26 protein-coding genes, 4 tRNA genes and 1 pseudogene are annotated in these 25,230 nt (G+C 69.9%); 8 read left to right on the forward strand and 23 right to left on the reverse strand.

The window, feature by feature from the left end:
- Positions 1–110 precede the first annotated feature (110 nt).
- The 10 genes from rpoB to ABZ877_RS38630 all read right to left on the reverse strand — a co-directional run bounded on the left by rpoB (position 111) and on the right by ABZ877_RS38630 (position 10,219).
- A complete protein-coding gene (rpoB, locus tag ABZ877_RS38585) occupies positions 111–3,596 on the reverse strand; it encodes a DNA-directed RNA polymerase subunit beta (RefSeq protein WP_361081087.1) in 3,486 nt (1,161 codons plus the stop codon).
- A 585-nt stretch (positions 3,597–4,181) separates the two neighbouring features.
- Positions 4,182–4,568, reverse strand: coding sequence for a 50S ribosomal protein L7/L12 (rplL, locus tag ABZ877_RS38590; RefSeq protein WP_207824936.1), 387 nt, complete (start codon positions 4,566–4,568; stop codon positions 4,182–4,184).
- Positions 4,569–4,682: 114 nt separating this feature from the next.
- Entirely contained in the window at positions 4,683–5,213 is a 531-nt protein-coding gene (rplJ, locus tag ABZ877_RS38595) for a 50S ribosomal protein L10 (protein ID WP_361081089.1), read from the reverse strand.
- 309 nt (positions 5,214–5,522) lie between these two features.
- Positions 5,523–6,455 (reverse strand): hypothetical protein, encoded by a 933-nt coding sequence (locus ABZ877_RS38600; protein ID WP_361081090.1) that lies wholly within the window; start codon positions 6,453–6,455, stop codon positions 5,523–5,525.
- A 93-nt stretch (positions 6,456–6,548) separates the two neighbouring features.
- A complete protein-coding gene (locus ABZ877_RS38605; protein ID WP_361081092.1) occupies positions 6,549–7,238 on the reverse strand; it encodes a hypothetical protein in 690 nt (229 codons plus the stop codon).
- A gap of 140 nt (positions 7,239–7,378) precedes the next feature.
- On the reverse strand, positions 7,379–8,110 hold the full coding sequence (rplA, locus tag ABZ877_RS38610; protein WP_361081094.1) for a 50S ribosomal protein L1: 732 nt from the start codon (positions 8,108–8,110) through the stop codon (positions 7,379–7,381).
- Positions 8,111–8,187: 77 nt separating this feature from the next.
- Positions 8,188–8,622 carry a 50S ribosomal protein L11 gene (rplK, locus tag ABZ877_RS38615; RefSeq protein WP_361081096.1) on the reverse strand — a complete coding sequence of 145 codons (435 nt, stop codon included), beginning with the start codon at positions 8,620–8,622 and terminating at the stop codon, positions 8,188–8,190.
- Between the two features lie 198 nt (positions 8,623–8,820).
- A complete protein-coding gene (gene nusG, locus ABZ877_RS38620) occupies positions 8,821–9,675 on the reverse strand; it encodes a transcription termination/antitermination protein NusG (RefSeq protein ID WP_361081098.1) in 855 nt (284 codons plus the stop codon).
- Positions 9,676–9,752: 77 nt separating this feature from the next.
- Positions 9,753–10,040, reverse strand: coding sequence for a preprotein translocase subunit SecE (secE, locus tag ABZ877_RS38625; protein WP_361081100.1), 288 nt, complete (start codon positions 10,038–10,040; stop codon positions 9,753–9,755).
- A gap of 106 nt (positions 10,041–10,146) precedes the next feature.
- A tRNA-Trp gene (locus ABZ877_RS38630) sits at positions 10,147–10,219 on the reverse strand.
- 214 nt (positions 10,220–10,433) lie between these two features.
- On the opposite strand from ABZ877_RS38630, the gene ABZ877_RS38635 reads away from it, so the two are divergent.
- Positions 10,434–11,681 carry a pyridoxal phosphate-dependent aminotransferase gene (locus tag ABZ877_RS38635; protein ID WP_361081101.1) on the forward strand — a complete coding sequence of 416 codons (1,248 nt, stop codon included), beginning with the start codon at positions 10,434–10,436 and terminating at the stop codon, positions 11,679–11,681.
- 138 nt (positions 11,682–11,819) lie between these two features.
- Positions 11,820–12,842 carry an adenosine deaminase gene (locus ABZ877_RS38640; RefSeq protein ID WP_361081103.1) on the forward strand — a complete coding sequence of 341 codons (1,023 nt, stop codon included), beginning with the start codon at positions 11,820–11,822 and terminating at the stop codon, positions 12,840–12,842.
- A 3-nt stretch (positions 12,843–12,845) separates the two neighbouring features.
- On the opposite strand, the gene ABZ877_RS38645 is transcribed toward ABZ877_RS38640, so the two are convergent.
- Both ABZ877_RS38645 and ABZ877_RS38650 read right to left on the reverse strand, forming a co-directional pair.
- Positions 12,846–13,607, reverse strand: coding sequence for a thioredoxin domain-containing protein (locus ABZ877_RS38645; RefSeq protein ID WP_361081105.1), 762 nt, complete (start codon positions 13,605–13,607; stop codon positions 12,846–12,848).
- 30 nt (positions 13,608–13,637) lie between these two features.
- The gene (locus ABZ877_RS38650; RefSeq protein ID WP_361081107.1) at positions 13,638–14,243 is read right to left on the reverse strand and encodes a helix-turn-helix domain-containing protein; all 606 of its coding nucleotides are present in this window, start codon (positions 14,241–14,243) and stop codon (positions 13,638–13,640) included.
- Positions 14,244–14,400: 157 nt separating this feature from the next.
- On the opposite strand from ABZ877_RS38650, the gene ABZ877_RS38655 reads away from it, so the two are divergent.
- Positions 14,401–15,039 carry an NAD(P)H-binding protein gene (locus ABZ877_RS38655; RefSeq protein WP_361081108.1) on the forward strand — a complete coding sequence of 213 codons (639 nt, stop codon included), beginning with the start codon at positions 14,401–14,403 and terminating at the stop codon, positions 15,037–15,039.
- 7 nt (positions 15,040–15,046) lie between these two features.
- Here ABZ877_RS38655 and ABZ877_RS38660 read toward each other — a convergent pair whose 3' ends face one another.
- The 9 genes from ABZ877_RS38660 to ABZ877_RS38700 all read right to left on the reverse strand — a co-directional run bounded on the left by ABZ877_RS38660 (position 15,047) and on the right by ABZ877_RS38700 (position 20,234).
- Positions 15,047–16,111, reverse strand: coding sequence for a UDP-N-acetylmuramate dehydrogenase (locus ABZ877_RS38660; RefSeq protein ID WP_361081129.1), 1,065 nt, complete (start codon positions 16,109–16,111; stop codon positions 15,047–15,049).
- A 60-nt stretch (positions 16,112–16,171) separates the two neighbouring features.
- The gene (locus ABZ877_RS38665) at positions 16,172–16,552 is read right to left on the reverse strand and encodes a DUF3291 domain-containing protein (RefSeq protein WP_361081110.1); all 381 of its coding nucleotides are present in this window, start codon (positions 16,550–16,552) and stop codon (positions 16,172–16,174) included.
- Between the two features lie 28 nt (positions 16,553–16,580).
- Positions 16,581–18,023 carry an MFS transporter gene (locus tag ABZ877_RS38670; protein ID WP_361081112.1) on the reverse strand — a complete coding sequence of 481 codons (1,443 nt, stop codon included), beginning with the start codon at positions 18,021–18,023 and terminating at the stop codon, positions 16,581–16,583.
- A 96-nt stretch (positions 18,024–18,119) separates the two neighbouring features.
- Positions 18,120–18,677, reverse strand: a complete 558-nt coding sequence (locus tag ABZ877_RS38675) for a helix-turn-helix domain-containing protein (RefSeq protein ID WP_361081113.1) — start codon at positions 18,675–18,677, stop codon at positions 18,120–18,122.
- A gap of 150 nt (positions 18,678–18,827) precedes the next feature.
- On the reverse strand, positions 18,828–19,256 hold the full coding sequence (locus ABZ877_RS38680; protein WP_361081115.1) for a MaoC family dehydratase: 429 nt from the start codon (positions 19,254–19,256) through the stop codon (positions 18,828–18,830).
- Positions 19,257–19,258: 2 nt separating this feature from the next.
- Entirely contained in the window at positions 19,259–19,711 is a 453-nt protein-coding gene (locus ABZ877_RS38685; protein WP_361081117.1) for a MaoC family dehydratase N-terminal domain-containing protein, read from the reverse strand.
- A 76-nt stretch (positions 19,712–19,787) separates the two neighbouring features.
- Complete coding sequence (gene rpmG, locus ABZ877_RS38690; protein WP_003948671.1) at positions 19,788–19,952, reverse strand: 50S ribosomal protein L33; 165 nt, start codon at positions 19,950–19,952, stop codon at positions 19,788–19,790.
- A gap of 90 nt (positions 19,953–20,042) precedes the next feature.
- Positions 20,043–20,115: transfer RNA gene (locus tag ABZ877_RS38695), tRNA-Met, on the reverse strand.
- A gap of 46 nt (positions 20,116–20,161) precedes the next feature.
- Positions 20,162–20,234 (reverse strand) — tRNA-Thr (locus tag ABZ877_RS38700).
- A gap of 192 nt (positions 20,235–20,426) precedes the next feature.
- On the opposite strand from ABZ877_RS38700, the gene ABZ877_RS38705 reads away from it, so the two are divergent.
- Together ABZ877_RS38705 and ABZ877_RS38710 are read left to right on the forward strand one after the other, a co-directional pair.
- Positions 20,427–21,686 (forward strand): amidohydrolase family protein, encoded by a 1,260-nt coding sequence (locus ABZ877_RS38705; RefSeq protein WP_361081119.1) that lies wholly within the window; start codon positions 20,427–20,429, stop codon positions 21,684–21,686.
- Positions 21,687–22,372: 686 nt separating this feature from the next.
- Positions 22,373–23,029 carry an SDR family oxidoreductase gene (locus ABZ877_RS38710; RefSeq protein WP_361081121.1) on the forward strand — a complete coding sequence of 219 codons (657 nt, stop codon included), beginning with the start codon at positions 22,373–22,375 and terminating at the stop codon, positions 23,027–23,029.
- Between the two features lie 13 nt (positions 23,030–23,042).
- Here ABZ877_RS38710 and ABZ877_RS38715 read toward each other — a convergent pair whose 3' ends face one another.
- Positions 23,043–23,288, reverse strand: coding sequence for a hypothetical protein (locus ABZ877_RS38715; protein ID WP_361081123.1), 246 nt, complete (start codon positions 23,286–23,288; stop codon positions 23,043–23,045).
- A 151-nt stretch (positions 23,289–23,439) separates the two neighbouring features.
- Between ABZ877_RS38715 and ABZ877_RS38720 the strand changes: the two genes are divergently transcribed.
- Positions 23,440–24,204: a nucleotidyltransferase domain-containing protein gene (locus tag ABZ877_RS38720; protein WP_361081125.1), complete on the forward strand. Its 765-nt coding sequence runs from the start codon at positions 23,440–23,442 to the stop codon at positions 24,202–24,204.
- An 82-nt stretch (positions 24,205–24,286) separates the two neighbouring features.
- Here the strand turns inward: ABZ877_RS38720 and ABZ877_RS38725 are convergent.
- Positions 24,287–24,368, reverse strand: a tRNA-Tyr gene (locus ABZ877_RS38725).
- A gap of 225 nt (positions 24,369–24,593) precedes the next feature.
- Between ABZ877_RS38725 and ABZ877_RS38730 the strand changes: the two genes are divergently transcribed.
- The gene (locus ABZ877_RS38730; RefSeq protein WP_361081127.1) at positions 24,594–25,082 is read left to right on the forward strand and encodes a YajQ family cyclic di-GMP-binding protein; all 489 of its coding nucleotides are present in this window, start codon (positions 24,594–24,596) and stop codon (positions 25,080–25,082) included.
- Between the two features lie 54 nt (positions 25,083–25,136).
- Positions 25,137–25,230: pseudogene (locus tag ABZ877_RS38735) on the forward strand (DUF520 family protein); the annotation flags it as partial.

A 25,230-nucleotide genomic window follows, 5' to 3' on the forward strand; every position in this document is an offset into this window, starting at 1 on the left:
CCAGATCACTCCAATTACAAAACCGTCGTCTGTTTGTTTTGTCTTTTTCGGGGGGGGGGGGGGGGGGGGGGGCCCGGCGCCCGCCCCCCCCCCCCCCCGCCGGACTCCCGTCAGACCTCTTCGACGCTGCTCGGCTCGCGCCGGGACAGGTCGATGCCGAGCTCTTCCGCAGCGCGGAAGACGTCCTCGTCGGTGTCGCGCATCTCGATGGACATGCCGTCCGAGGACAGCACCTCCACGTTGAGGCACAGGGACTGCATTTCCTTGATGAGGACCTTGAAGGACTCAGGAATGCCGGGCTCGGGGATGTTCTCGCCCTTGACGATGGCCTCGTAGACCTTCACGCGGCCGGTGACGTCGTCGGACTTGATGGTCAGCAGCTCCTGGAGGGCGTACGCGGCGCCGTATGCCTCCAGCGCCCACACCTCCATCTCACCGAAGCGCTGGCCACCGAACTGGGCCTTACCACCCAGCGGCTGCTGGGTGATCATCGAGTACGGACCGGTCGAACGGGCGTGCAGCTTGTCGTCGACCAGGTGGTGCAGCTTGAGGATGTACATGTACCCGACCGAGATCGGGTCCGGGAACGGCTCGCCGGAGCGGCCGTCGAACAGCCGCGCCTTGCCGGACGGGAGCACCATGCGCTCGCCGTCGCGGTTCGGGATCGTGTGCTGGAGCAGACCCGCGAGCTCGTCCTCACGCGCACCGTCGAAGACGGGGGTGGCGACGTTGGTGCCCGGGGCGACCTGGTCGGCACCGATGCCCTGGAGGCGCTGCGCCCACTCGTCCGCGAGGCCGGAGACGTCCCAGCCACGGCTGGCGAGCCAGCCGAGGTGGATCTCCAGAACCTGTCCCGGGTTCATTCGGGACGGCACACCCAGCGGGTTGAGGATGATGTCGACCGGCGTCCCGTCCTCGAGGAACGGCATGTCCTCGATGGGCAGGATCTTGGAGATGACACCCTTGTTGCCGTGGCGGCCGGCGAGCTTGTCACCGTCCGTGATCTTGCGCTTCTGCGCCACGTAGACACGAACCAGCTGGTTCACGCCCGGCGGCAGCTCGTCGCCCTCCTCACGGTCGAAGACGCGGACGCCGATGACCTTGCCGATCTCGCCGTGCGGCACCTTCAGGGAGGTGTCGCGCACCTCGCGCGCCTTCTCACCGAAGATCGCGCGGAGCAGGCGCTCCTCCGGGGTCAGCTCGGTCTCACCCTTGGGCGTGACCTTGCCGACGAGGATGTCACCGGCGACGACCTCGGCACCGATCCGGATGATGCCGCGCTCGTCGAGGTCGGCGAGGACCTCCTCGGAGACGTTCGGGATGTCCCGGGTGATCTCCTCGGGGCCGAGCTTGGTGTCACGGGCGTCGACCTCGTGCTCCTCGATGTGGATCGAGGAGAGGACGTCGTCCTGCACGAGGCGCTGCGACAGGATGATCGCGTCCTCGTAGTTGTGACCCTCCCACGGCATGAACGCGACCAGCAGGTTCTTGCCGAGCGCCATCTCGCCGTTCTCGGTGGCGGGGCCGTCGGCCAGGACCTGGCCCTCGACCACGCGGTCGCCCTCGTCCACGACGACCTTCTGGTTGACAGAGGTGCCCTGGTTGGAGCGGGAGAACTTGTGCAGGCGGTACGTGGTGTACGTGCCGTCGTCGTTGGTGATGGTGATGTAGTCCGCGGAGACCTCCTGGACCACACCGTCCTTCTCGGCCTTGAGCACGTCGCCGGCGTCGGTGGCGCAGCGGTACTCCATGCCGGTGCCGACGAGCGGCGCCTCGGACTTAATCAGCGGCACGGCCTGACGCATCATGTTCGCGCCCATGAGGGCACGGTTGGCGTCGTCGTGCTCGAGGAACGGGATCATGGCGGTCGCGACCGACACCATCTGGCGCGGCGAGACGTCCATGTAGTCGACGTCGTCACCGGGGACGTAGTCGACCTCGCCGCCGCGGCGGCGGACCAGGACGCGGGACTCCTCGAACCGCAGGTCATCGGTGAGCGGCGCGTTGGCCTGCGCGATGACGAAGCGGTCCTCCTCGTCGGCCGTCAGGTAGTCGACCTCGTCGGTGACGCGGCCGTCGACGACCTTGCGGTACGGGGTCTCGATGAAGCCGAACGCGTTGATCCGGCCGTACGAGGCGAGGGAGCCGATCAGGCCGATGTTCGGGCCTTCGGGCGTCTCGATCGGGCACATGCGGCCGTAGTGCGACGGGTGCACGTCTCGGACCTCGAAGCCGGCCCGCTCACGGGAGAGACCACCCGGGCCCAGGGCGTTGAGACGACGCTTGTGCGTCAGGCCCGAGAGCGGGTTGTTCTGGTCCATGAACTGGGACAGCTGCGACGTACCGAAGAACTCCTTGATCGACGCCACGACCGGGCGAATGTTGATCAGGGTCTGCGGTGTGATCGCCTCGACGTCCTGCGTGGTCATGCGCTCACGCACGACGCGCTCCATACGGGCGAGACCCGTACGGACCTGGTTCTGGATGAGCTCGCCGACGTTACGGATGCGGCGGTTGCCGAAGTGGTCGATGTCGTCAGTCTCGACGATGATCGAACGACCGGACTCGCCGACCGTCTCCGTCTCACCGGCGTGCAGCTTCACCAGGTACTTGATCGTGGCGATGATGTCGTCGGTGGTGAGCACACCGGCGTCCAGCGGCTCGTCGGCGCCGAGCTTCTTGTTCACCTTGTAGCGGCCGACCTTCGCGAGGTCGTAGCGCTTGGGGTTGAAGTAGAGGTTCTCGAGCAGCGTCTGAGCGGCCTCGCGCGTGGGCGGCTCGCCCGGGCGGAGCTTGCGGTAGATGTCGAGCAGCGCGTCGTCCTGGCCCTGGGTGTGGTCCTTCTCCAGGGTGGCGCGCATGGACTCGTACTCGCCGAACTCCTCGAGGATCTGCTCGGTGGTCCAGCCGAGCGCCTTGAGCAGGACGGTGACGGACTGCTTGCGCTTGCGGTCGATGCGGACACCGACCATGTCGCGCTTGTCGATCTCCATCTCGAGCCAGGCACCACGCGAGGGGATGACCTTGGCGGAGAAGATGTCCTTGTCGGACGTCTTGTCGATGGAGGAGTCGAAGTAGACACCCGGCGAGCGGACGAGCTGCGACACCACGACACGCTCGGTGCCGTTGATGACGAAGGTGCCCTTGTTGGTCATGAGCGGGAAGTCGCCCATGAAGACCGTCTGGGACTTGATCTCGCCGGTCTCGTTGTTGGTGAACTCGGCGGTGACGAAGAGCGGGGCCGCGTACGTGAAGTCGCGCTCCTTGCACTCGTCGATCGAATTCTTCGGAGGCTCGAAGCGGTGGTCGCGGAAGGTCAGAGACATCGACCCGGAGAAGTCCTCGATCGGGGAGATCTCCTCGAAGATCTCCTCCAGACCGGACTTCGTGGGGACGTTCTGTCCGCTTTCGAGAGCCGCCTCGACACGAGCCTTCCACGCGTCGTTGCCGAGCAGCCAGTCAAAGCTTTCGGTCTGCAGCGCAAGAAGGTTCGGAACCTCGAGGGGCTCCTTGATCTTTGCAAAGGAGATGCGCAGCGGGGCGGTGCTGGCGCCGTTGTTCGTATTCGCGGTCGAGGCGTTGCGCGAGGCGGCCAAGAGGGGGTCCTTCCGAGGGCTCGGACTCACTACGCGCGTACCGGTCCCAAGCCGGGCCGTGGGGCCGAGCCTTCCTCCCCTGAGCCGAAAGGCCAGGTCAGGGCTGGTTCAGTCCACTGTGCTCAAGCGAGGGCATGCCCCTGGTGACGGGCAGGGAGCAGCTAACAGGCAGCGCAAAGGGACAGTGTAGCCAGAAGGCCCACTGATGTCCAGTGCGGGTTTTTTGACACCCTCGTTGTTCTCAACCGTTCACCGTCTGCGGCATGCCCTGTGCGCTGAGCGCACATCCTTACTGCCCTCTTCGTCGCCGATCCATGCCTCGGAAACGGATCGGATGTGACGACGCGTCCTGAGAATTGCGCGCTGCGTGCGGTTCGTCAAGGCCCCCTCTTGGCCGAAGAGCGTGGCCCCAGGCACAACGAAGATCACCATACTCGTCGCGAACGGCTGTGCAAGGCACCGTCCGCGGGCGAGCCAGAGACGCCGAAGGGCGACCACCCAGTTGGGTGATCGCCCTTCGGTACGTCAGCGTTACAGCCCGCTCAGGGGCAGTTCCGCGGAAGAGGAGTCAGCAGACTCGCAAGGTCACTTGACCTCGACGGAGGCGCCGGCGCCCTTGAGGGCCTCGGCGGCCTTCTCGGCGGCGTCCTTGGCGACCTTCTCGAGGACCGGCTTCGGGGTGCCGTCGACGAGGTCCTTGGCCTCCTTCAGACCCAGCGAGGTCAGCTCACGCACGACCTTGATGACCTGGATCTTCTTCTCGCCGGCACCCGTGAGGATGACGTCGAACTCGTCCTGCTCCTCGGCGGCGGCGGCGTCGCCACCACCCTGGGCCGGACCGGCGGCAACGGCGACGGCCGCGGCGGCGGTGACGTCGAACTTCTCCTCGAAGGCCTTCACGAACTCGGAGAGCTCGATGAGGGTCATCTCCTCGAACTGGGCGAGCAGGTCTTCCTGGCTGAGCTTCGCCATGATGGGCGATCCTTCCACTAATTCGGCTGGTGCCGGATGTACATGTGAGGCGGGCGTACGTTCGGCCCGCTACGACCTCTCGCCTAGGCGGCGAGGGTCATGACGCGAGCCGAATTACTCGGCACCGCCCTGCTCGGCCTGCTTGGCACGAAGCGCCTCCGCGGTGCGGACGAACTTCGAGGGCAGCGCCTGGAAGAGCTGAGCAGCCTGGGACTGCTTGCCCTTGAAGGCACCGGCCAGCTTGCTGAGCAGAACCTCGCGGGACTCGAGGTCCGCAAGCTTCTTGATCTCGTCGGCGGACATCGCCTTGCCGTCAAGGACACCGCCCTTGATGACGAGATTCGGGTTCTCCTTGGCGAAGTCACGAAGACCCTTGGCCGACTCCACCGGGTCACCGGTGACGAAGGCAACCGCCGTCGGCCCCGTGAAGAGGTCGTCCAGCGTGTCGATCCCGGCCTCGTTGGCCGCGATCTTGGTCAGCGTGTTCTTCACCACGGCGTACTCGGAGTTCTCACCGAGGGAACGGCGCAGCTGCTTGAGCTGGGCCACGGTGAGACCCCGGTACTCGGTCAGCACGGCGGCGTTCGAGCTGCGGAACTTGTCCGTGAGCTCGGCTACCGCGGCAGCCTTGTCGGGCGTCGGCATAAGCGTCGGCCTCCTTCCGGGTGATGAGGACCGCTCAAAAGGAGGCTGGGAAAACGAAACGCCCCGGCGCAGGCGCACGGGGCGTGAACTCGACCGGATCCCACAGAATCCAGGAGCACTTCCACAGTCACCTGCGCGGGTCGTCCGCAATTACAACGGATCCTTCGGCCACCGAACCCTCTTGCGAGCGCACGGCAACGACCAGCGGTCTTTGGCTTCTGTGAAAGATTACGTGAAGGGACGCGCGGCAGGCAAATCCGTACGGATCCGCCCGGCCGGCGACGGGCCCACCAGGCGTGGGCGCCCGGCTCAGACGTCGGTGTCCGCGCCCGCGCTCGCGGCGGCGCCGAGCTTCTTCAGCATCTCCATGAAGTCGAAGGTCTCGTTCGCCGGCGGGGTCTGGACCTGCACGGCCGCGCCGTAGTCGGAGAACTTCTCCGAGATCTCGACGGCGCCCTGGGCGCTGTCCATGGTGACGTCGAGGCGGACCGGCAGGTCGTCCTCGTTGACCCACAGCTCGGTGTCGTAGTCCTTGATGCCGGCCTTCTTGACGCTCTTCAGCAGCTCGTCGCGGTCGGCCTTGTCGAGGACCTTCAGCGAGTCGTTCTTCGCCATCATCTCGTCGACGGTCAGCTTGCCCTTGTAGTGCTGCGTCTGCACGCCGTCGATCTGGGCGGAGCCGAGGTGCTTGAGGTTCGGCGAGTCGAGGAGGACGGCGATCTGCTGGGCCGGGTCCTGGTTCGCGCTCTCCAGGCTGCCGGTCATCTGGCGGCTGAGCGCCTCGTTCCCGGAGGACTTCGCCACGGCGCCGAGGTCCATCTTCATCCAGCGCTTGCCGTCCATGTCCGCGGCGGCCTTGGCCCCCATGTCCATGTACATGACGTTGTTCTGCCAGACCAGGCGGATGTTCTTCGGCATGTCCGCGTCGCCCGCGGTGAACGCGGAGCCGGACATCGTCATATCCATGACGGTCGGGTCCCAGCCCATGGTGCCGGTCATCTTCATGGTGCCGCCGCCGGCCCCCATCGCGGCCGGGGTCTTCATGACCATCTCGACCTTGGCGGACTTGGCGTCGGCGGTCTTCTTGTACGCCGCCGTCAGCGCCTGCGTCGCCTCCGAGTGCGACTGGGCCTTCGTGGCCGCACCGCCCTTGCCCGAGTCGTCGCTCCCGCAGGCCGCGGCCCCGGTACAGATCAGTGCGGTCACGGCGGCGGCGCCGATCGTACGTCGTACAACAGTCATGTCCAACCCACCCCTAGGAACACCCGTACTCATGAACTCATCGCACGATAACCGACGCCACGGACAACGGCCCGGTTTCTTTTTCCCGGGCGATCACTCGTCGTCCGCCACGTCCCGGAGGTCGACGGTGTCCCGCAGGGGTGGGCGCTCGGCGGCCGCCGGGGCGCCGTAGTCGCGGTAGTGGACCGTGCTCGTGAAGTCGCCCGAGCGCTGGGTGCGTCGCACGAGGAGGTGGCGGGCGTCTATCCAGACGTCGATGTGCTGCCCGTCGGAGCTGCCCCGGTAGTGGCCGGTTCGTGTGCCCCGTACGGTCTCCTCGCCGACCCTGCGGAGGTCCTTCGCGGCGACGAGCGTCCTCAGCGCGCCGGCCGGGCTCAGGTCGCTCCCGGCGTCGTGGGGGCGGCGGACCCAGTGCCGGCCGCCCTGCGAGGCGGCGAACGTATCACTCATCCGCGTGTAGGAGGCGTCCGGCAGGAAGCGCGTCTGCGACGGATCGCCGCCCAGCGCGCGCGTGGAGGCGGCCATGTCCCCGCCGGTGACGCGGACGGTGAGCGTGCCGCGCACGCCGTCGGACCAACTGAGCGTGCCCGCGCTGTGCGAGGCGAGCCGGTCGCCGGTGTCCATCGTCGCCTCGACGCGGGCCGAGCCCGCCGCGGTGACCTCCTCCTGGGCCCTGCGCACCGCGTCGACGGCGTCCTGGTCGGGGGCGGGCCCGCCGCACCCCGCGAGCAGCCCGCACGCCGCGGTGACGCCGAGCCATCGCCGTAGATACGCGTATGCCACCCGCTGTCTCCGCTCCCCCGGCCCGTACGGTCACCGTGACGCTAGCGCGGCGCACGCGCGCGTGGGGCGGAAAAAGAGGAACGGGCCCCGCACCAGGAGAGGTGCGGGGCCCGTTACCGACTTCAGGCGAGCTGTGCAGCTCAGACCGCGGCCGGGTCCTCCTCGACGAGGAGGTTGCGGGTGCGGTTCGGGTCGACCGGAACGCCGGGGCCGATCGTGGTGCTGATCGCGGCCTTCTTGATGTAGCGACCCTTGGCGGCCGACGGCTTCAGACGGAGGATCTCCTCCAGCGCGGCGCCGTAGTTCTCCACCAGCTTGGTGTCGTCGAAGGACACCTTGCCGATGATGAAGTGCAGGTTCGAGTGCTTGTCGACGCGGAACTCGATCTTGCCACCCTTGATCTCGTTCACGGCCTTGGCCACGTCCGGGGTCACGGTGCCGGTCTTCGGGTTCGGCATGAGGCCACGGGGACCGAGCACGCGGCCGAGGCGGCCGACCTTGCCCATGAGGTCCGGCGTGGCGACGACGGCGTCGAACTCGTTCAGGCGGTTGCCCTTGGAGATCTCGTCGATGAGCTCGTCGGAGCCGACGATGTCGGCGCCGGCGGCCTCCGCGGCCGCAGCACGGTCACCGGTCGCGAAGACCAGGACCCGGGCGGTCTTGCCGGTGCCGTGCGGCAGGTTCACGGTGCCACGGACCATCTGGTCGGCCTTGCGCGGGTCGACACCCAGGCGGAAGGCGACCTCGACGGTGCCGTCGAACTTGGTCGTGGAGGTCTCCTTGGCGAGACGGACGGCCTCGAGCGGGGCGTAGAGCTTGTCCCGGTCGACCTTGGCGTCCGCAGCGCGGAGAGTCTTGCTGCGCTTGCTCACTTACTGCTCCTGAGTTCTAGAGGAGTCGTGGTCCGGGCCGAGCAGGCCCTTCCACGGTGGTACCTACGAGGGTGAGGTCAGCCCTCGACCGTGATGCCCATGGAACGGGCGGTGCCGGCGATGATCTTCGCGGCGGCGTCCAGGTCGTTGGCGTTGAGGTCGGGCATCTTGGTGGTGGCGATCTCGCGGACCTGCGCGTCGGTGATCTTCGCGACCTTGGTCTTGTGCGGCTCGCCGGAGCCCTTCTCGACACCAGCGGCCTTGAGGATCATCTTCGCGGCCGGCGGGGTCTTGGTGATGAAGGTGAAGGAGCGGTCCTCGTAGACCGTGATCTCCACCGGGATGACCCAACCGCGCTGCGACTCGGTCGCGGCGTTGTAGGCCTTGCAGAACTCCATGATGTTCACGCCGTGCTGGCCCAGCGCGGGGCCGACCGGCGGAGCCGGGTTGGCGGCGCCGGCCTGGATCTGGAGCTTGATGAGCCCCGTGACCTTCTTCTTCTTGGGAGGCATGTGCTCTCTCTCCGGGTCTTAGTGAGAGTGTTCAGCCGCCACCCTTGACGAATGATCGTTGGGATCATCCGGATGGAGGCATACCGCACAACGATAACGGGTATTGATGTGCGGCCAAAAACCGAGCAGGTCAGACGGGCTTTTGCGAGCCCGTCTGACCTGTTCGGAAGCGGTGTGTCCAGAAAGAACCGGTCGGTGCTAGTTCTTCTGGATCTGGTCGAAGCTGAGCTCGACCGGGGTCTCACGGCCGAAGATCTCGACGAGACCCTTGACCTTCTTCGAGTCGGCGTTGATCTCGTTGATCGTGGCCTGGAGCGTGGCGAACGGGCCGTCCGTGACGGTGACCGAGTCGCCGACCTCGAAGTCGAGCACCTGGACCTCGACCTTGCGGGCCGGAGCCGGCTTGCCCTCGGCCTCGGCGGCCTCGCGGGCGGCCTTCTCCTCGGCCTCAGGGGCGAGCATCTTGACGATCTCGTCCAGGGTCAGCGGGTACGGGTCGTAGGCGTTGCCCACGAAGCCGGTGACGCCGGGGGTGTTGCGGACGACGCCCCAGGACTCGTTCGTCAGATCCATGCGGACGAGAACGTAGCCGGGCAGCTTGTTCTGCCGGACGTTCTTGCGCTCGCCGTTCTTGATCTGGACGATCTCCTCTTCGGGGACCTCGGCCTGGTAGATGAACTCCTCGACGTTCAGCGAGACGGCGCGCTGTTCGAGGTTGGCCTTCACGCGCTTCTCGTAGCCCGCGTAGGTGTGGATCACGTACCACTCGCCGGGCAGGCCGCGCAGCTCGTCACGGAGGGCGGCGACGGGGTCCACCGGCTCGGCGGGTTCGGCCGACTCCTCGGCGTCGTCCTCGGCCTCGGCGTCGTCCTCGACGGCCTCGTCGGTGACGTCCTCGGCCTCGACGGCCGCTTCCACGGCGGGCTCATCGGCGGTGAGCTCGGCAGCCTCGGCCTGGTCCGGCTCCTCGGCGTCCGCCGCCTCGACGATGTCGCGCTCGTCCTCAGCGGACTCGACGGGCTCGGTCGCCTCGTTCAGGTTCGGGTCAGACACGGTGGCTGCTTCTTCCTGGATACATAGGGGTGGAACATGCGAAAGGGGCGCCGGTCCCGGCGCCCTCCGCTGTCGGCTCAGCCGAAGACGTACTTGACGAGATGGCTGAACCCATAGTCAATCACGGTCACCAGGCCGATCATGATGACGACGAACACAATCACCACGGTGGTGTACGTGGTGAGCTGGTTGCGAGTCGGCCAGACGACCTTGCGGAGCTCCGCGACGATCTGGCGGTAGAAGAGAGCGAGGCGGCCGAAGGGGCCCTTCTTGCCACGCTTGCCGCCCTTGCGGGCCTTCTTCTTGGACTCCGCTACTTCATCCTGGGCATCAGGCATGTCGATGGAGCCCACGGCATCCGTCACTCGTCCTCACCTGATTCCGGGTCGTGGCCGTGCCGCGCCCGGTTGAGCCGCACGGCGGTGCAATGCAGTACGTACATCCGCACACATCCTGGCGAAGGAGTGTGAGCAGGGCCGGAGGGACTTGAACCCCCAACCGCTGGTTTTGGAGACCAGTGCTCTACCAATTGAGCTACGACCCTTTGTTTCCCCCAACGTACCGCATCCGCCCAGATGCACGGAGTGCGCTTGGAAGGTGCGGCCGGTGAAGGCCAACGAGCAGTGAGTGTACGTGTTCCGCGGCGCTCCGTCGAACAGATGGGGAGGGCGAGTGGATCAAGAGTGCGCGGGACGCGGTCCGGAAGGGTCTTGTAAACCCGTGTGCCCGGCGCGTTACGGGTCTGGAACGATGGGCCCATGAGCGCTGCAACTCCTTCCTCGTCCGCCGGTTCCTCCCCTGCCGAGCGCCGGGTCTCCGCCCGGGTCGGCTCCATCTCCGAGTCCGCGACCCTCGCCGTCGACGCCAAGGCCAAGGCCCTCAAGGCCGCCGGGCGCCCGGTGATCGGCTTCGGCGCCGGTGAGCCCGACTTCCCGACGCCGGACTACGTGGTCGAGGCCGCCGTCGAGGCGTGCAGGAACCCGAAGTTCCACCGCTACACGCCGGCCGGCGGCCTGCCCGAGCTGAAGGCCGCGATCGCCGCGAAGACGCTGCGCGACTCCGGCTACGAGGTCGACGCCTCGCAGATCCTGGTGACCAACGGCGGCAAGCAGGCCATCTACGAGGCGTTCGCCGCGATCCTCGACCCGGGCGACGAGGTCATCGTGCCCGCGCCGTACTGGACCACGTACCCGGAGTCGATCCGGCTCGCGGGCGGTGTGCCGGTGGAGGTCGTGGCCGACGAGACGACCGGGTACCGCGTCTCCGTCGAGCAGTTGGAGGCCGCGCGCACGGAGCGCACCAAGGTCGTGCTCTTCGTCTCGCCGTCGAACCCGACGGGCGCCGTCTACAGCGAGGCCGACGCGGAGGCCATCGGCCGCTGGGCCGTCGAGCACGGCCTGTGGGTCATGACGGACGAGATCTACGAGCACCTCGTCTACGGCGACGCGAAGTTCACGTCGCTGCCGGCGATCCTGCCCGAGCTGCGCGACAAGTGCATCGTGGTCAACGGCGTGGCGAAGACGTACGCGATGACCGGCTGGCGCGTGGGCTGGGTCATCGGCCCCAAGGACGTCGTGAAGGCCGCCACGAACCTCCAGTCGCACGCCACGTCCAACGTGTCCAACGTGGCGCAGGCGGCCGCGATCGCCGCCGTCTCCGGCGACCTGACCGCCGTGGAGCGGATGCGCGAGGCCTTCGACCGGCGCCGCAAGACGATCGTGCGGATGCTCAACGAGATCGACGGCGTGGTCTGCCCGGAGCCCGAGGGCGCCTTCTACGCGTACCCGTCCGTGAAGGGGCTGCTCGGCAAGGAGATCCGCGGCAAGCGCCCGCAGGACTCCGTGGAGCTGGCGGCGCTCATCCTGGAGGAGGCCGAGGTCGCGGTCGTTCCCGGTGAGGCGTTCGGTACGCCGGGCTACCTGCGGCTGTCGTACGCGCTCGGCGACGAGGACCTCGTCGAGGGCGTCTCGCGCATCCAGAAGCTGCTGGCCGAGGCGCGGGACTGACATCCGCTTCGTACGCGCGCGTGGGCGGGCCGTTCCCTCGGGAGCGGCCCGCTTTTCTTTCCCGTTTCTTCGTTCGGAGAGAGCCCCGAAAGAGGAAGGCGCTACCCCTACGACACCTGTGTACGGCAGGATCTTGGGATGGAGCGTGTAGGACGTGATGTACGCAAGTTGCCGAAGGCCCATCTGCATCTGCATTTCACCGGGTCGATGCGGCCCACGACCCTGCTCGAACTGGCGGACAAGTACGGTGTCCGGCTGCCCGAGGCGCTGACCAGCGGGGAGCCGCCGAAGCTACGGGCCACGGACGAGCGCGGCTGGTTCCGCTTCCAGCGCCTGTACGACGCCGCGCGCTCCTGCCTGCGGGCCCCCGAGGACATCCAGCGCCTGGTGCGGGAGGCCGCGGAGGAGGACATCGCGGACGGGTCAGGGTGGCTGGAGATCCAGGTCGACCCGACGTCGTACGCGCCCCGGCTCGGCGGGCTCATCGCGGCGATGGAGGTCATCCTCGACGCGGTCGACAGCGCCTCGCGCGAGACGGGGCTCGGGATGCGCGTCCTGGTCGCCGCGAACCGCATGAAGCACCCGCTGGACGCCCGGACGCTGGCGCGGCTCGCGGTGCGCTACGCGGACCGGGGCATCGTCGGCTTCGGGCTCTCCAACGACGAGCGGCGCGGCATGGCGCGCGATTTCGACCGGGCCTTCCACATCGCGCGCGAGGGCGGCCTGCTGTCCGCGCCGCACGGCGGTGAGCTGACCGGCCCCGCCTCGGTCCGGGACTGCCTGGACGACCTGGACGCCACGCGCATCGGTCACGGGGTGCGGGCCGCCGAGGACCCGCGGCTCCTCAAGCGGCTCGCGGACCGCCAGGTGACCTGCGAGGTGTGCCCGGCCTCCAACGTCGCCCTCGGGGTCTACGAGAAGCCCGAGGACGTGCCCCTGCGCACCCTCTTCGAGGCCGGGGTGCCGATGGCGCTCGGCGCCGACGACCCGCTCCTCTTCGGCTCCCGCCTGGCGGCCCAGTACGACATCGCGCGCCGCCACCACGCCTTCTCCGACACCGAACTGGCCGAACTGGCCCGGCAGTCGATCCGGGGCTCGGCGGCGCCGGAGGAGGTCAAGAAGGAGTTGCTGAGCGGGGTGGACGAGTGGCTGGCCGCCTGAGCGTCACACCCCTTCCGGCGGCGGGGTGACCCCCGAGGCCAGCATCTCGACGGCGACCGGGAGCAGGTTCTCCTCGAACATGGCACCGCGCAGGTGGTCCGGCACGACGTCGCCGTTGACCGCGAACGTCGGGGTGCCCAGCGCCCCGTCCCGCTCGTAGGCCGCCTGCGACGCGCTGACGAAGGCGCGGTACTTCATGGTCCGCACGGCACGATCGAACTCGGTGCCGCGCAGCACCTTCACGCGGGACGCCATGTCCAGCAGGAAGGCGTCGGTGTAGCCGTCGACGACCTCTTCGGGCTGGTTGGCGAAGAGGACGTCGTGGTACTCGATGAACTTGCCCTGCTCCAAGGCGGCTCGCAGGGCGTTGGCGGCACGCTTGGAGCCGCCGCCCCCGACGCGGTCGTCGAGGAAGGAGGCCAGCGTGTACTCGGTCTTCACCTCACCGCTCAGGGCGAGCGTGCGCAGGGCCGCGCCGCCGCCCTCGACCTCGTACTCCTCGCAGACGGGGCAGCGCATGTCCTCGTAGAGCCGGACCGTCGTGCGCGCGGCCGGCGAGCCGACGACGACCGTCGTGCCGTCGGGGGCCAGCCGCTCGGGCAGCTGGCCGACGGCGGTGTAGGCGGCCTTGTCGCGCGCCGCGTGTTCGCTTTCCCCGCTGCCGTCCCCGGCGTGGGCCGCGCGGCCGCATCCGGTCGTCGCGAAGATTCCCACCAGTACCGTGCTCGCCGCGGACACGACAGCACGGCGTGCCACTGCACGCATGAATGATCCCTCCCCTGGAACGGGAGGACTTTATGCGATTCCTGTGAGCAGGGTGTGGGCGATTCGGGCCGCGAACTCGTCCACCGGCTGCGGGGGCCTGCGGTCCGGGGACATCTCGTAGGCGAAGGCGCGCTGAGCGCAGGCGCCGAGGAGGAGGGACGCGGCGGCGTAGGTGTCGGCCTCGGGGCTGATGCGGCCCGCCTTCTGCTCCGCCCTGAGATAGGCGTCGAGGCCCTGGATGGGGCGGTGGGGGCCGGTGCCCAGTTCGCGCATGACCTCTTCATGGCGGAGCTTGAGCTGCGGTTCCGCGTACAGGGAGGCGGCCATCGGGAAGGTCTGCTCGTAGAAGAGGGCCGCTTCCCTGGCGATGTCGGTGAGGTTCTCCTCCAGGGTGCGGGCGGGGTACTGCCCGCCTTCGCTGAGCAGTCGGCCGAGGAGGGAGCCGAGCTTCGGGAGGCGCTCGTTGAGCACCGTCACGAACAGCTCCTCCTTGTTCGCGAAGTACTTGTAGAGCGCGGCCTCGGAGCACCCCGCCGCCTTGGCGATCTGCTTGGTCGTGGTGCGGGCGAGGCCGATGTCCCGCATGAGGTCGTGGGCCGCGTCGACGATGCGGACCCTGGCCGGTTTCTGGTCCATGGCGGCTCCAACCAAGCTTGACGTGCGGGTGAGTGCTCACTCACTCTAGGCGAGAGAGGGGTGAGTGAATACTCACCCACCGGGCTGTGATCGTCCCCGCGGGCTCGATCGCTCGCTCCCAGGACTCGACCCGCCTGCGGTGTCACGGAGGTACGTCATGAAGCTCACGGTTTTCGGTGCCACGGGAGGCATCGGCCAGGAGATCGTCCGGCAGGCTCTCCGCGCCGGTCACGAGGTCACGGCCGTCGTACGGGATCCGGCGCGCCTCACCGTGACGGGTGAGCGCCTTGAGGTGTTCCGGGGCGACCTGGGCGACCCCGGCGCTCTGCGCCCAGCGGTCGCGGGCCGCGACGCGGTGCTCTCCGGGCTCGGCCCCCGCGGCCGCGCGGACGCACGGGCGGGGATCGCCACGAAGCTGACCCGTTCGGTGCTGCGGGCCATGGAGGCGGAGGGCGTACGCCGCCTCCTGCTGGTCAGCGCCGCCCCGGTCGGCCCGCACCCCGCCCACTCGCCCCTGGTCGACCGCGCGATGCTGAAGGTGATCGGCGCGGTCCTCAAGGACGTCTACACCGACCTCACCGCCATGGAGGCGGAACTGGCGCGCAGCGCGACCGACTGGACCTCGGTGCGGCCCCCGCGCCTCCAGGACAAGCCGCTGACGGGCACGTACCGCAAGGTCGTGGGCGGCTCTCCGCGCGCGGGCCGCTTCATCGGCCGCGCGGACGTGGCCCACGCGATGCTCGCGATGGTGGACGACCCCGCGACGGTCAAGCAGGGCGTCGGAGTGGCGTACTAGGGACCGCTCAGAGGCGTACGCCGACGGTCACCGGCTCGTTGACCAGGGTCACCCCGAAAGCCTCGCGGACGCCCGCCACGACCTCCCGGGCCAGCGCGAGGAGGTCCTCGGTGGTGGCGTCGCCCCGGTTGGTGAGGGCGAGGGTGTGCTTGGTGGAGATGCGGGCCGGGCCGGTGCCGTAGCCCTTGGTGAAGCCCGCCTTGTCGATGAGCCAGGCCGCGGAGGTCTTGGTGAGCCCCTCCCCCGCCGGGAACGCGGGCGCCTTCACGTCGGGGCCCAGACGCTCGGCCACGCGCGCGTGGAAGGCGGCGAACTCCTCCTCCGTGAGGATCGGGTTGGTGAAGAACGAACCGGCCGACCAGGTGTCGTGGTCCTCCGGGTCGAGCACCATGCCCTTCCCGGCGCGCAGCTTCAGGACGGTCTCGCGGGCGGTGGCGGCGGGCACCCGGTCGCCCGCCTCGACGCCGAGGGCGCGGGCGGTCTCGGGGTACTTGAGCGGCGCGCTGAGCCCGCCCGCGTCCTCCAGCTCGAAGCGCACGCGCAGCACCACGTAGCGGCCGGGCTCGGCCTTGAAGCGGCTGTGGCGGTACGAGAAGGCGCACTCGGCGTTCGGGATCGTGACCGTCTCGCCGGCCGTGCGGTCGTAGGCGACCACCTCGGTGATGGTGGCGGAGACCTCCTGGCCGTACGCCCCCACGTTCTGGATCGGCGTCGCGCCCGCGGAGCCGGGGATCCCGGCGAGGCACTCGATGCCCGCGAGGCCCGCCTCGACGGTGCGCTCGACGGCGTCGGTCCACACCTCGCCCGCCGCCAGCTCCAGCTTCGTGCCGTCGAGCGCGAAGCCCTTGGTGGCGATGCGCAGGGCGGTGCCCGCGAAGCCCTTGTCACCGATGACGAGGTTGCTGCCGCCGCCGATGATCAGCAGCGGGGTGCCCGCGGCGTCGGCCTCGCGCACCGCGTCGATCACCTCGGCGTCGGTCGTCGCGGTGAGCAGCCGGGTGGCGGGGCCGCCGAGCCGGAAGGTGGTCAGGGGGGCAAGGGGGGCGTCGTGGAGTTCCTGCACGCGCTCCAGGGTACGAGAACGGCCCCGCCGTCCAGGGCGGGGCCGTCGTCGTACGGGGAGGCGGCCTGCTCAGCCGAAGCGCCGCAGGGCATCCTTCCAGTCGAGGGGCAGCGCGTCGGTGGTCGTCCGCCAGGTGCGGTGGTCGAAGGACCGCATCCCGGTGCGCAGTCCGGCCGCGACCGGCCCGTGCGGCGCGGAGGCCGCGAACGCCTTGAGCGCGTCGGCGGACTCCCAGGCGGACAGGGTCCAGAAGGTGCGCCTCAGGGGCGCCGCCCTCAGCGTGGCCCCGTAGCCGCCTGGTGCGCGGCTCACCTGGCGCCAGACCGTGGGCGTACGGAGGAGGAAATTCAGGGCGCCCCACAGGGTGCGGGTCTCGAAGCGTGAGGCGAAGACGACGGCCTCCGCGCGCGTGGGCGGGGTGTTCGGGACGGTCCAGGGCAGGGTCGGCATGGCTGGGCTCCCTTCCGACCGGCTGGTGTCAGGCGCTTTCCAGGACGGGGGCGGGCCGGGCGTCCTGCACTACGTCCGTCGTGGGGCGCCGCCGGGGGATGCACAAGGTGGCGGCTCCGGCCACGGCCACGGCGGCGGCGCCGACCCACAGGGCGGGCCGGATGCCGTCCACGAAGTGCTGGGCGGAGTCGTAGCCGCCGCTCGCCGAGAAGATCGACGACATGATGGCGATGCCGAGCGCGCCGCCGACCTCGCGCAGGGCGTTGTTGGAGCCGGAGGCGATGCCCTGTTCGTGCGTACGGACGCTGGACATGACGAGGTTGGAGGCAGGGGCGAAGTACAGGGACATCCCGACGCCGCTGATGACCAGCGCGGGGAGCTGGGCGGTGTAGGAGACATCGGCCGCGACCGTCAGGGCGTAGTACGCGAGCCCGGCGGCCTGGAGGAACAGTCCGGCGGCGACGACCGGGCGGCCGCCGATCCGGTCGGACAGATACCCGGCGACGGGCGCGATCAACATCGGCATCCCGGTCCACGGCAGCATCCGCAGGCCCGCCTCGGTCGGCGAGTAGCCGAGGACGCCCTGCATGAACTGGCTGAGCAGGAAGATCGACCCGAACATGCCGAGGAACATCAGCAGGCTCGCGGCGTTGATCCCGGCGAAGGCGCGGGACCGGAAGAGGCGCATGGGGAGCATGGGGTTCTCGGCGTGGATGCCGTGGCGGACGAACGCGGCGAGCAGCGCGGCGCCCGCGAAGAGGCCGAGCAGCACGACGGGGCTGGTCCATCCGTCGATCGGCGCGCGCACCAGCCCGTACACGATGCCGAAGAGGCCGCCGCTGGCGAGGACGGTGCCCACGACGTCGAGCGGGGCGCCGGAGCCGTGGGACTCCTTCAGGCGCAGCCGGGCGAGCGGCAGGAGCGCCAGGCCGAGCGGGACGTTGAGCCAGAAGATCCAGTGCCAGGAGACATGCTCGGTGAGGCTGCCGCCGATGAGCGGCCCGGAGGCGACCGCGAGCCCGTTGACGGCGCCCCAGATGCCGTACGCCATGCCGCGCTTGGCCGCAGGGACCGCCGCGGTGAGCAGGGTCAGCGTCAGCGGCATCATGATCGCCGCGCCGACGCCCTGGACGGCGCGGGCCGCGATGAGCGACTCGATGCCGGACGCCATGGCCGCGGCGGCGGAGGCGCCGGTGAAGACGGTGAGTCCGACGAGGAAGAGGCGCCTGCGCCCGAACCGGTCGCCGAGCGCGGCGCCGAACATCAGCAGCACGGCGAAGGTGAGCGTGTAGGCGCTGACGGTCCATTCCAGGTCGTCGAGGGCGCCGCCGAGGTCCTCGCGGATGGAGGGCAGGGCCGTGGTGACGACGAGGTTGTCGAGGGCCGCCATGAATCCGGCGACGCTGGTGATGACGAGGGCCCAGACGGCTCCCCCGCGGGTTGCTGTGTTCTGCTGCTTCGCTTCTGACATCGGGTCCCCCCAGGATCCATGTCGACGATGAGGTTAGTTATTGATGACTAACTTGTGCGGACAGAAGAACGCGCGCCCTGACGACGCGCGCAGTACTTACTGTTGCGGCTGGGCCGACTCGTAGAAGCCCGTCCAGACCCGGTGATCGGGCTGGAAGCCCATGGACACCAGCACATTGATCAGCATGCCGTAGGCGAGGAACTGCGTGGTCTCGCCCACGTCCGCGCCGAGGGCGAGGCGGACCGTGTCGTACATCTCCATCCAGCCGGCCCGCACCGACTCCCCGAACTCCCGGTCGCCGCTCGCCTCCGCGGAGGCCACAGCGACGTACATCTGCATCTGCATGAGCAGTACATCGGGGTCGTCGGCGATGAGCGCCTGGTACGCCGCGCCCATCGACTGCAGAGCCTCTTCGCCCTCGAGCCCTTCGGACGCCTTCTGGAAGACCTGGACGGTGCGCTCGCAGCAACGGCGGGCGGCCTCCAGGAAGATGGCCTCCTTGCCCGGGAAGAGCCGGAAGAGGTACGGCTGCGAGACACCCACCCGCTTGGCGATCGCCTCGGTGGACGTGCCCTTGTAGCCGCCCCGCGCGAACTCGATCATCGCCGCGCGGATGACGCTCTCGCGTCGCTCCTCTGCGCTCATCCGGACCATGCGGGTAAGTTAGTGGCCAATCACTATCTACGTCAACCCTCTGCTGATCCTGCGGATCCCTTCGTCGGGCTCGGCTTCCTGTGCGCAAGGACACACGTAAGGGACGCCCTCAATGGAGGACGCCCCTTACGCACAGCTACCGCGCGGCGGTCAGACGAGCTGGACGACCGCCCGGGCCATGCCGAGCACCTTCTGCCCCGCGCTCATGGCCGTCAGGTCGACCCGTACGCGGTTGTCGTCGAGCTTGGCCGCGACCTTGGCGCTGACGGCGATCTCGGCGCCCTTGTCGTCGTTGGGCACGACGACCGGCTTGGTGAAGCGCACGCCGTACTCGACGACGGCGGCCGGGTCCCCGGTCCAGTCGGTGACGACGCGGACCGCCTCGGCCATGGTGAACATGCCGTGCGCGATCACGTCCGGCAGGCCCACCTCCTTGGCGAACTTCTCGTTCCAGTGGATCGGGTTGAAGTCACCGGAGGCGCCCGCGTACTGCACGAGGGTGGCGCGGGTCACCGGGAAGGTCTGCGCCGGCAGCTCGGTGCCGACCTCGACCTCCGCGTACTTGATGGTGGTCGCCATGGTCAGGCCTCCTCTGCGGCGCGCGAGACGAGCTTGGTCCAGGCGGTCACGACATGCTCGCCCGCCTCGTCGTGGACCTCACCGCGGACGTCGATGATGTCGTTGCCCGCGAGGGACTTGACGGCCTCGATCGTCGACGTGACCGTCAACCTGTCGCCCGCGCGCACCGGACGCGTATAGGCGAACTTCTGGTCACCGTGCACGACACGGCTGTAGTCGAGCCCGAGCTCCGGATCGTGCACGACCTCGCCCGCGGCGTTGAAGGTGATCGCGAACACGAAGGTCGGCGGGGCGATCACATCGGGGTGGCCGAGCTGCCGGGCTGCCTCGGGGTCGACGTAGGCGGGGTTGGTGTCCCCCACGGCCTCGGCGAACTCGCGGATCTTCTCCCGGCCGACCTCGTAGGGGGCGGTGGGCGGGTAGCTCCGCCCCACGAAGGACTGGTCGAGCGCCATGGACTCGGCACCTCCTGGGTGTGTCAACGACACGAGGCCGCCCCCTGCCGGGGACGGCCTCGTGTACGAGCCTTATTTATCGCGTCTCGCGGTGCGCGGTGTGCGCGTTGCAACGCGGGCAGTGCTTCTTCATCTCCAGTCGGTCCGGGTTGTTACGCCGGTTCTTCTTGGTGATGTAGTTCCGCTCCTTGCACTCCACGCAGGCCAGCGTGATCTTCGGGCGGACGTCGGTGGCAGCCACGTGAGTGCTCCTTGACGAACGGATGGGACAGGATTAACGCATAAAAGAGTAGCCGATCGAAGGACCGACCCCACAATCGGCTACTGTCAGTAGCGGTGACCGGACTTGAACCGGTGACACAGCGATTATGAGCCGCTTGCTCTACCGACTGAGCTACACCGCTTTGATGCGACGACCCCTCACCCGAAGGCGAGGGAACTTCACACCAGAGCCCCAATGCGGAATCGAACCGCAGACCTTCTCCTTACCATGGAGACGCTCTACCGACTGAGCTATTGGGGCGAGCGATGAAGACATTACACGGTTGCCCGCCGATCGCCCAAATCCATTCCGCGCGCTCGGCACGCCCGCCCCAGGGACCCCATCTGTACGACTATTTCGGGTTCCGCGAAGCGCTCCCGCCGTCGTCCTAGGCTCGAAGCCGCCTGCGTGATCATGCCGCGGGCCGAGCCCCGACGAGCCCTCTGGAGCGTGATGCCCGACAGCCCGCCTCAGCAGCCCCCCTCCCCCGGCGCCCGGGACGACGCGACCGACGGCTCCGGTCTGTTGCTGAGCGGTGCCAGGCTCACCGACGGCAGGACCGTGGACGTACGCCTCGGCGGCGGGCGGATCGAGGCCGTCGGCACCGCCGGCAGCCTCACCGCCCACACCACGCGCGTGGACCTCTCCGGCTACCTCCTGCTGCCCGCCCCCGCCGAGCCGCACGCGCACGGCGACACGGCCCTGTCCGCCGAGGCGGAGGGCCCCGTCCCCTACGAGGCCGAGGACGTCCAGCGCCGCGCCACCGAGGCCGCGCTGCTCCAGCTGGGGCACGGGGCCACCGCGCTGCGCTCCCACGTACGGATCGGCGACATGGAGGGGCTCGGCTCCATGGAGGCCGCACTCAAGGCGCGGCGCTCCCTGGTGGGCCTCGCCGATCTGCGGACCGTGGCGATGCCCCGGCTGCTGACCGGCCTCGCCGGGGCCGACGGGCTCGCCATGCTGCGCGACGCCCTGAAGATGGGCGCCTCCGTGGTGGGCGGCTGCCCCGACCTCGACCCCGATCCGACGGGCTACGTGGAGGCGGTGCTCGAGATCGCCGCCGAACACGGCTGCCCGGTCGACCTGCACACGGACGGCGCGGACCCGGCACGGCTCGGACGGCTCGCGGCCGCCGCGGGCGGACTGCGCTCCGGCGTCGCCGTGGGCCCCCTCGGCGGCCTCGCGCGCGTGCCCGCCGAAGCGGCGCGGCGCGCCGTCGACCGGCTGGCCGCCGCCGGGGTGACGGCCGTGTGCCTGCCGCAGGGCGGCTGCGCGGGGGTCGACGGCCGCGACATGGCGCCCGTACGGCTGCTGCGGGCGGCCGGGGTACGGGTCGCCGCGGGCAGCGGCGCGCTGCGGGACCTGGCGAACCCCGTGGGCCGGGGCGACCCGCTGGAGGCCGCGTACCTCCTTGCCTCGCGGTACGGCCTGCGCCCCGAGGACGCGTACGAGGCGGTCAGCTCGGCGGCCAGAGCGGCGCTCGGCCTCCCGGAGGTGCGCCTGGAGGCGGGCTTCCCCGCGGAGTTGCTGGCCGTGCGGGGCGAGCGCCTGGCAGGCGTCCTCTCCCTCGGCTACAGCCGGATCGTGATCCACCGGGGCCGGGTGGTGGCCCGGACCAGCGCCGTACGGGAGTACTGCGACTCGGCGGCGGCGGTGGCACTGGACCTGCCGCGTCAGGGGCGGGCGGCGAAGTACGGCGGGGGGGCGGGGTAGTCGGCGGCCGGGGCGCGGGTACGCGCGCGTGGCCGCGGGCGGCGCGGGGTGGTTGGTGGACCGGGGCGGGCGCGCGCGAGGTCGCGGCGGCGCGAGGTGCGGCGGGCCGGAACGGGGCACGCACGTGTGGCCGCCAACGGCACGGGACAGGCGGCGGCCGGGGCGGACAAGCGCGTGTGGCCGCGACGGCGCGGGATGTCGGCGGGCTGGGGCGGGCACGCGGGAGGCCGCGACGGCGCGAGGTGCAGCGGGCCGGAACGGGCACGCGCGCGTGGCCGCCGGCGGCACGGGACGGACAGGCGGCGGACCGGAACGGCCACGCCCGTGTGGCCGCGGCTCGGGATGTCGGTGGGTCGGAGCGGGCGCGCGCAAGGCCGCAGCGGCGCGGCTTAGTCGGTGGGCCGGAACGGGCACGCCAGTGTGGCCGCAGCGGCAAGGGACAGTCGGCGGGCCGGAACGGTCACGCCCGCGAGGCCACAGCGGCACGAGACCGTCGGCGGGCCGGAGCGGGCACACGCGCGTGGCCCCGACGGCGCGAAATGGTCGGTGGGCCGGAGCGGGCACACACGCGTGGCGGCGGCATAGGCGAGCACACGCGCGTGGTGGCCGCATGCGTGGTCACCACGCCGAGCTCGCCTCAGCTTGGTTGCGCGGTGAACAGGCGTCGCCCGGCGTACGGTCGGGGCATGCGCATTGTCATTGCTGGAGGTCATGGTCAGATCGCGTTGCGGCTCGAGCGGGTGCTCTCCGCGCGCGGGGACGAGGTCGCGGGGCTCATCCGCAAGGCCGAGCAGGGCGACGACCTGCGCGCCGCCGGTGCGGAACCGGTCCTGTGCGACCTGGAGTCGGCGTCCGTGGAGGAGGTCGCCGCGCATCTCCAGGGCGCCGACGCGGCCGTCTTCGCGGCGGGCGCGGGCCCGAACAGCGGTGCTCCCCGCAAGGACACCGTGGACCGGGGCGCCGCCGTCCTGTTCGCGGACGCGGCGGAGAGGGCCGGGGTGCGCCGGTACGTCATCGTGTCGTCCATGGGCGCGGACTCCGCGCACGAGGGCGACGAGGTGTTCGACGTCTACCTGCGGGCCAAGGGCGCGGCCGACGACGACGTCCGCCGCCGCACCGGCCTGGACTGGACGATCCTGCGCCCCGGCTCCCTGACGAACGACGCGGGCACCGGGCTCGTCCGCCTGGAGGCGTCGACCGGGCGCGGACCGGTGCCGCGCGACGACGTGGCCGCGGTCATCGCGGAGTTGGTGGACACGCCCGCGACGGCGGGCCTGACGCTCGAACTCGTCTCCGGTTCGACGCCGGTGACGGTGGCCGTCAAGTCCGTCGCCGGGAACTGAGCCGCAGCGGCGTTCAGAACAGCGGAAGTTGCCCGGCGACGTGCGGCACCGCGTACCCGTCGAGCGTGTCCTGCACCGCGCCGAGCTGCGCCCTGCGCCGCGAGCCGGGGCAGGACACCAGTTCGCCCGCGGCGCGGGCGCCCGGCGGGTCGTGACGGGCGAAGCGGCCCCCGACGACGGCGATGTCGCGGCGGCACTCGGGGCAGGCACGGCGGCGGGACGCGGAGGGCGTCGATGACGCGGTCGACGTGGAGGACATGGGTCAAGTCTGCGCCGTGATCGCCGCGGCCACACGGGAAGCCCCGCGACCGTCCGCGCACTGGTGTGGCGAGAAGTACCCGTCGCCCCGTCAATTCCCGGCCCCGCAAATGGTGGACAGGTGTGCGGGTGCGCCGGTAGACCCGTACCGCATGGATGATCACGCCTCGCCCGCGGAGCGCCTCAGGGCGCCCGAGACGGCCGCCGACACCGCCCTGGCCGCCCAGGCCCTCCGGCTGCTCTCCGAGCGCTTCCCGCACGCCCTGGGGGCCGTGCTCGGCGGCTCGGCGGCACGGGGCCGCGCACGGCCGGCCAGCGACCTCGACCTGGCGGTCTTACTGCCCGACGAGGACACCAGCCGCCGCGAGGTGCTCCGCCACGAGGGCCGCCCGGTCGAACTGTTCCTGCGCACCCTCCGCGACCTCCCCGCCGCCTTCGAGCGGGACCGCCGCCTGCGGCGCGGCACGATGCTGTTCGTCTACGACGAGGGCCTCCCGCTGCTCGACCCGCACGGGCACGTCGCGGCGGCCCGCGAGCGCGCCCGTGAGCTTCTCGCGGCGGGCCCCGCCCCGCTGGCCCCGGCCGAGCGGGAGCGCAGCCGCTACGTCCTGACCTGCTTCATGGACGATCTGCTCGACACCGCGCCGGACGAGCGGTACGAGCAGCTCGCGGCCGCCGACTTCACGCTGCGTGAGGCGGCCCACCTGCTGACCGCGCACCACGGCGCCTGGACGGGCGTCGGCCGCTGGCTCCCGCGCCGTCTGCTCGCCGCGGACCCGGTCCTGGGCGCGGCCCTGCTCTCCGGCCACCGCACGGTCGCGGAGCACGCCGACCCGGCTCCGCTGGCGGCAGCGGCGGAGAACGTCCTGGAGCTCGTCGGGGGGCCGCTGCGCGAGGGCTACGTGGAGCTGTACTGAGCCGCCGGGGCCCTGTAGCAATCACCGGGCCCCGGACACGACGAAGCCCCCTCCGGAATCCGGAGGGGGCTTCCCCCAAGTGTGGCGGCGCCAGGATTCGAACCTGGGAAGGCTGAGCCGGCAGATTTACAGTCTGCTCCCTTTGGCCGCTCGGGCACACCGCCTTGGGTTCGCTGCCTTGTGCTCCGCTGTGTGGCGGTGCTCGCTGGCAACGACGTAAACAATACCCGATGCGCAGGGGTGCTTCGCCACCCGATTGATCGCAAGTGGCGCGCCGGGCGGTGGCTAGGCTTTGCACGCGGCGCAATGCCTCGGTGCGCGCCCGACCACGAATCCGATCGGATCCCGGTCGGAATCCGATCAGTCCCCGATACAAGGAGCCACAGGACATGGCCGACTCCAGTTTCGACATCGTCTCGAAGGTCGAGCGGCAGGAGGTCGACAACGCCCTCAACCAGGCCGGCAAGGAGATCTCGCAGCGCTACGACTTCAAGAACGTGGGCGCCTCCATCTCCTGGTCCGGCGAGAAGATCCTCATGGAGGCCAACTCCGAGGAGCGGGTCAAGGCCATCCTCGACGTCTTCCAGTCCAAGCTGATCAAGCGCGGCATCTCGCTGAAGGCGCTGGACGCCGGTGAGCCGCAGCTCTCCGGCAAGGAGTACAAGATCTTCGCCTCCATCCAGGAGGGCATCTCGCAGGAGAACGCCAAGAAGGTGGCGAAGATCATCCGCGATGAGGGCCCCAAGGGCGTCAAGGCGCAGGTGCAGGGCGACGAGCTGCGGGTCAGCTCCAAGAGCCGGGACGACCTCCAGGCCGTCCAGGCGCTGCTCAAGGGCCAGGACTTCGACTTCGCGCTGCAGTTCGTGAACTACCGGTAGAGCGTGCCCACCCACGCGCGCGTGGGGACGTGAAGGGGCGGCACCCCGGCCGGGGCGAAGATCATCCGCGATGAGGGCCCCAAGGGCGTCAAGGCGCAGGTGCAGGGCGACGAGCTGCGGGTCAGCTCCAAGAGCCGGGACGACCTCC

Origin of the sequence: Streptomyces sp. NPDC046939 (assembly GCF_040644575.1) — a bacterium.
Classification (GTDB): Bacteria; Actinomycetota; Actinomycetes; order Streptomycetales; family Streptomycetaceae; genus Streptomyces.

What these genes read in the sequence shown, in the direction of transcription:
- rplL (WP_207824936.1), bottom strand. Translation starts at nt 4,568, where the DNA reads ATGGCGAAGCTCAGCCAGGAAGACCTGCTCGCCCAGTTCGAGGAGATG.
- rplJ (WP_361081089.1), bottom strand. Translation starts at nt 5,213, where the DNA reads ATGCCGACGCCCGACAAGGCTGCCGCGGTAGCCGAGCTCACGGACAAG.
- ABZ877_RS38600 (WP_361081090.1), bottom strand. Translation starts at nt 6,455, where the DNA reads ATGACTGTTGTACGACGTACGATCGGCGCCGCCGCCGTGACCGCACTG.
- rplK (WP_361081096.1), bottom strand. Translation starts at nt 8,622, where the DNA reads ATGCCTCCCAAGAAGAAGAAGGTCACGGGGCTCATCAAGCTCCAGATC.
- ABZ877_RS38635 (WP_361081101.1), top strand. Translation starts at nt 10,434, where the DNA reads ATGAGCGCTGCAACTCCTTCCTCGTCCGCCGGTTCCTCCCCTGCCGAG.
- ABZ877_RS38640 (WP_361081103.1), top strand. Translation starts at nt 11,820, where the DNA reads ATGGAGCGTGTAGGACGTGATGTACGCAAGTTGCCGAAGGCCCATCTG.
- ABZ877_RS38645 (WP_361081105.1), bottom strand. Translation starts at nt 13,607, where the DNA reads ATGCGTGCAGTGGCACGCCGTGCTGTCGTGTCCGCGGCGAGCACGGTA.
- ABZ877_RS38650 (WP_361081107.1), bottom strand. Translation starts at nt 14,243, where the DNA reads ATGGACCAGAAACCGGCCAGGGTCCGCATCGTCGACGCGGCCCACGAC.
- ABZ877_RS38655 (WP_361081108.1), top strand. Translation starts at nt 14,401, where the DNA reads ATGAAGCTCACGGTTTTCGGTGCCACGGGAGGCATCGGCCAGGAGATC.
- ABZ877_RS38665 (WP_361081110.1), bottom strand. Translation starts at nt 16,552, where the DNA reads ATGCCGACCCTGCCCTGGACCGTCCCGAACACCCCGCCCACGCGCGCG.
- ABZ877_RS38670 (WP_361081112.1), bottom strand. Translation starts at nt 18,023, where the DNA reads ATGTCAGAAGCGAAGCAGCAGAACACAGCAACCCGCGGGGGAGCCGTC.
- ABZ877_RS38675 (WP_361081113.1), bottom strand. Translation starts at nt 18,677, where the DNA reads ATGGTCCGGATGAGCGCAGAGGAGCGACGCGAGAGCGTCATCCGCGCG.
- ABZ877_RS38680 (WP_361081115.1), bottom strand. Translation starts at nt 19,256, where the DNA reads ATGGCGACCACCATCAAGTACGCGGAGGTCGAGGTCGGCACCGAGCTG.
- ABZ877_RS38685 (WP_361081117.1), bottom strand. Translation starts at nt 19,711, where the DNA reads ATGGCGCTCGACCAGTCCTTCGTGGGGCGGAGCTACCCGCCCACCGCC.
- ABZ877_RS38705 (WP_361081119.1), top strand. Translation starts at nt 20,427, where the DNA reads ATGCCCGACAGCCCGCCTCAGCAGCCCCCCTCCCCCGGCGCCCGGGAC.
- ABZ877_RS38710 (WP_361081121.1), top strand. Translation starts at nt 22,373, where the DNA reads ATGCGCATTGTCATTGCTGGAGGTCATGGTCAGATCGCGTTGCGGCTC.
- ABZ877_RS38715 (WP_361081123.1), bottom strand. Translation starts at nt 23,288, where the DNA reads ATGTCCTCCACGTCGACCGCGTCATCGACGCCCTCCGCGTCCCGCCGC.
- ABZ877_RS38720 (WP_361081125.1), top strand. Translation starts at nt 23,440, where the DNA reads ATGGATGATCACGCCTCGCCCGCGGAGCGCCTCAGGGCGCCCGAGACG.
- ABZ877_RS38730 (WP_361081127.1), top strand. Translation starts at nt 24,594, where the DNA reads ATGGCCGACTCCAGTTTCGACATCGTCTCGAAGGTCGAGCGGCAGGAG.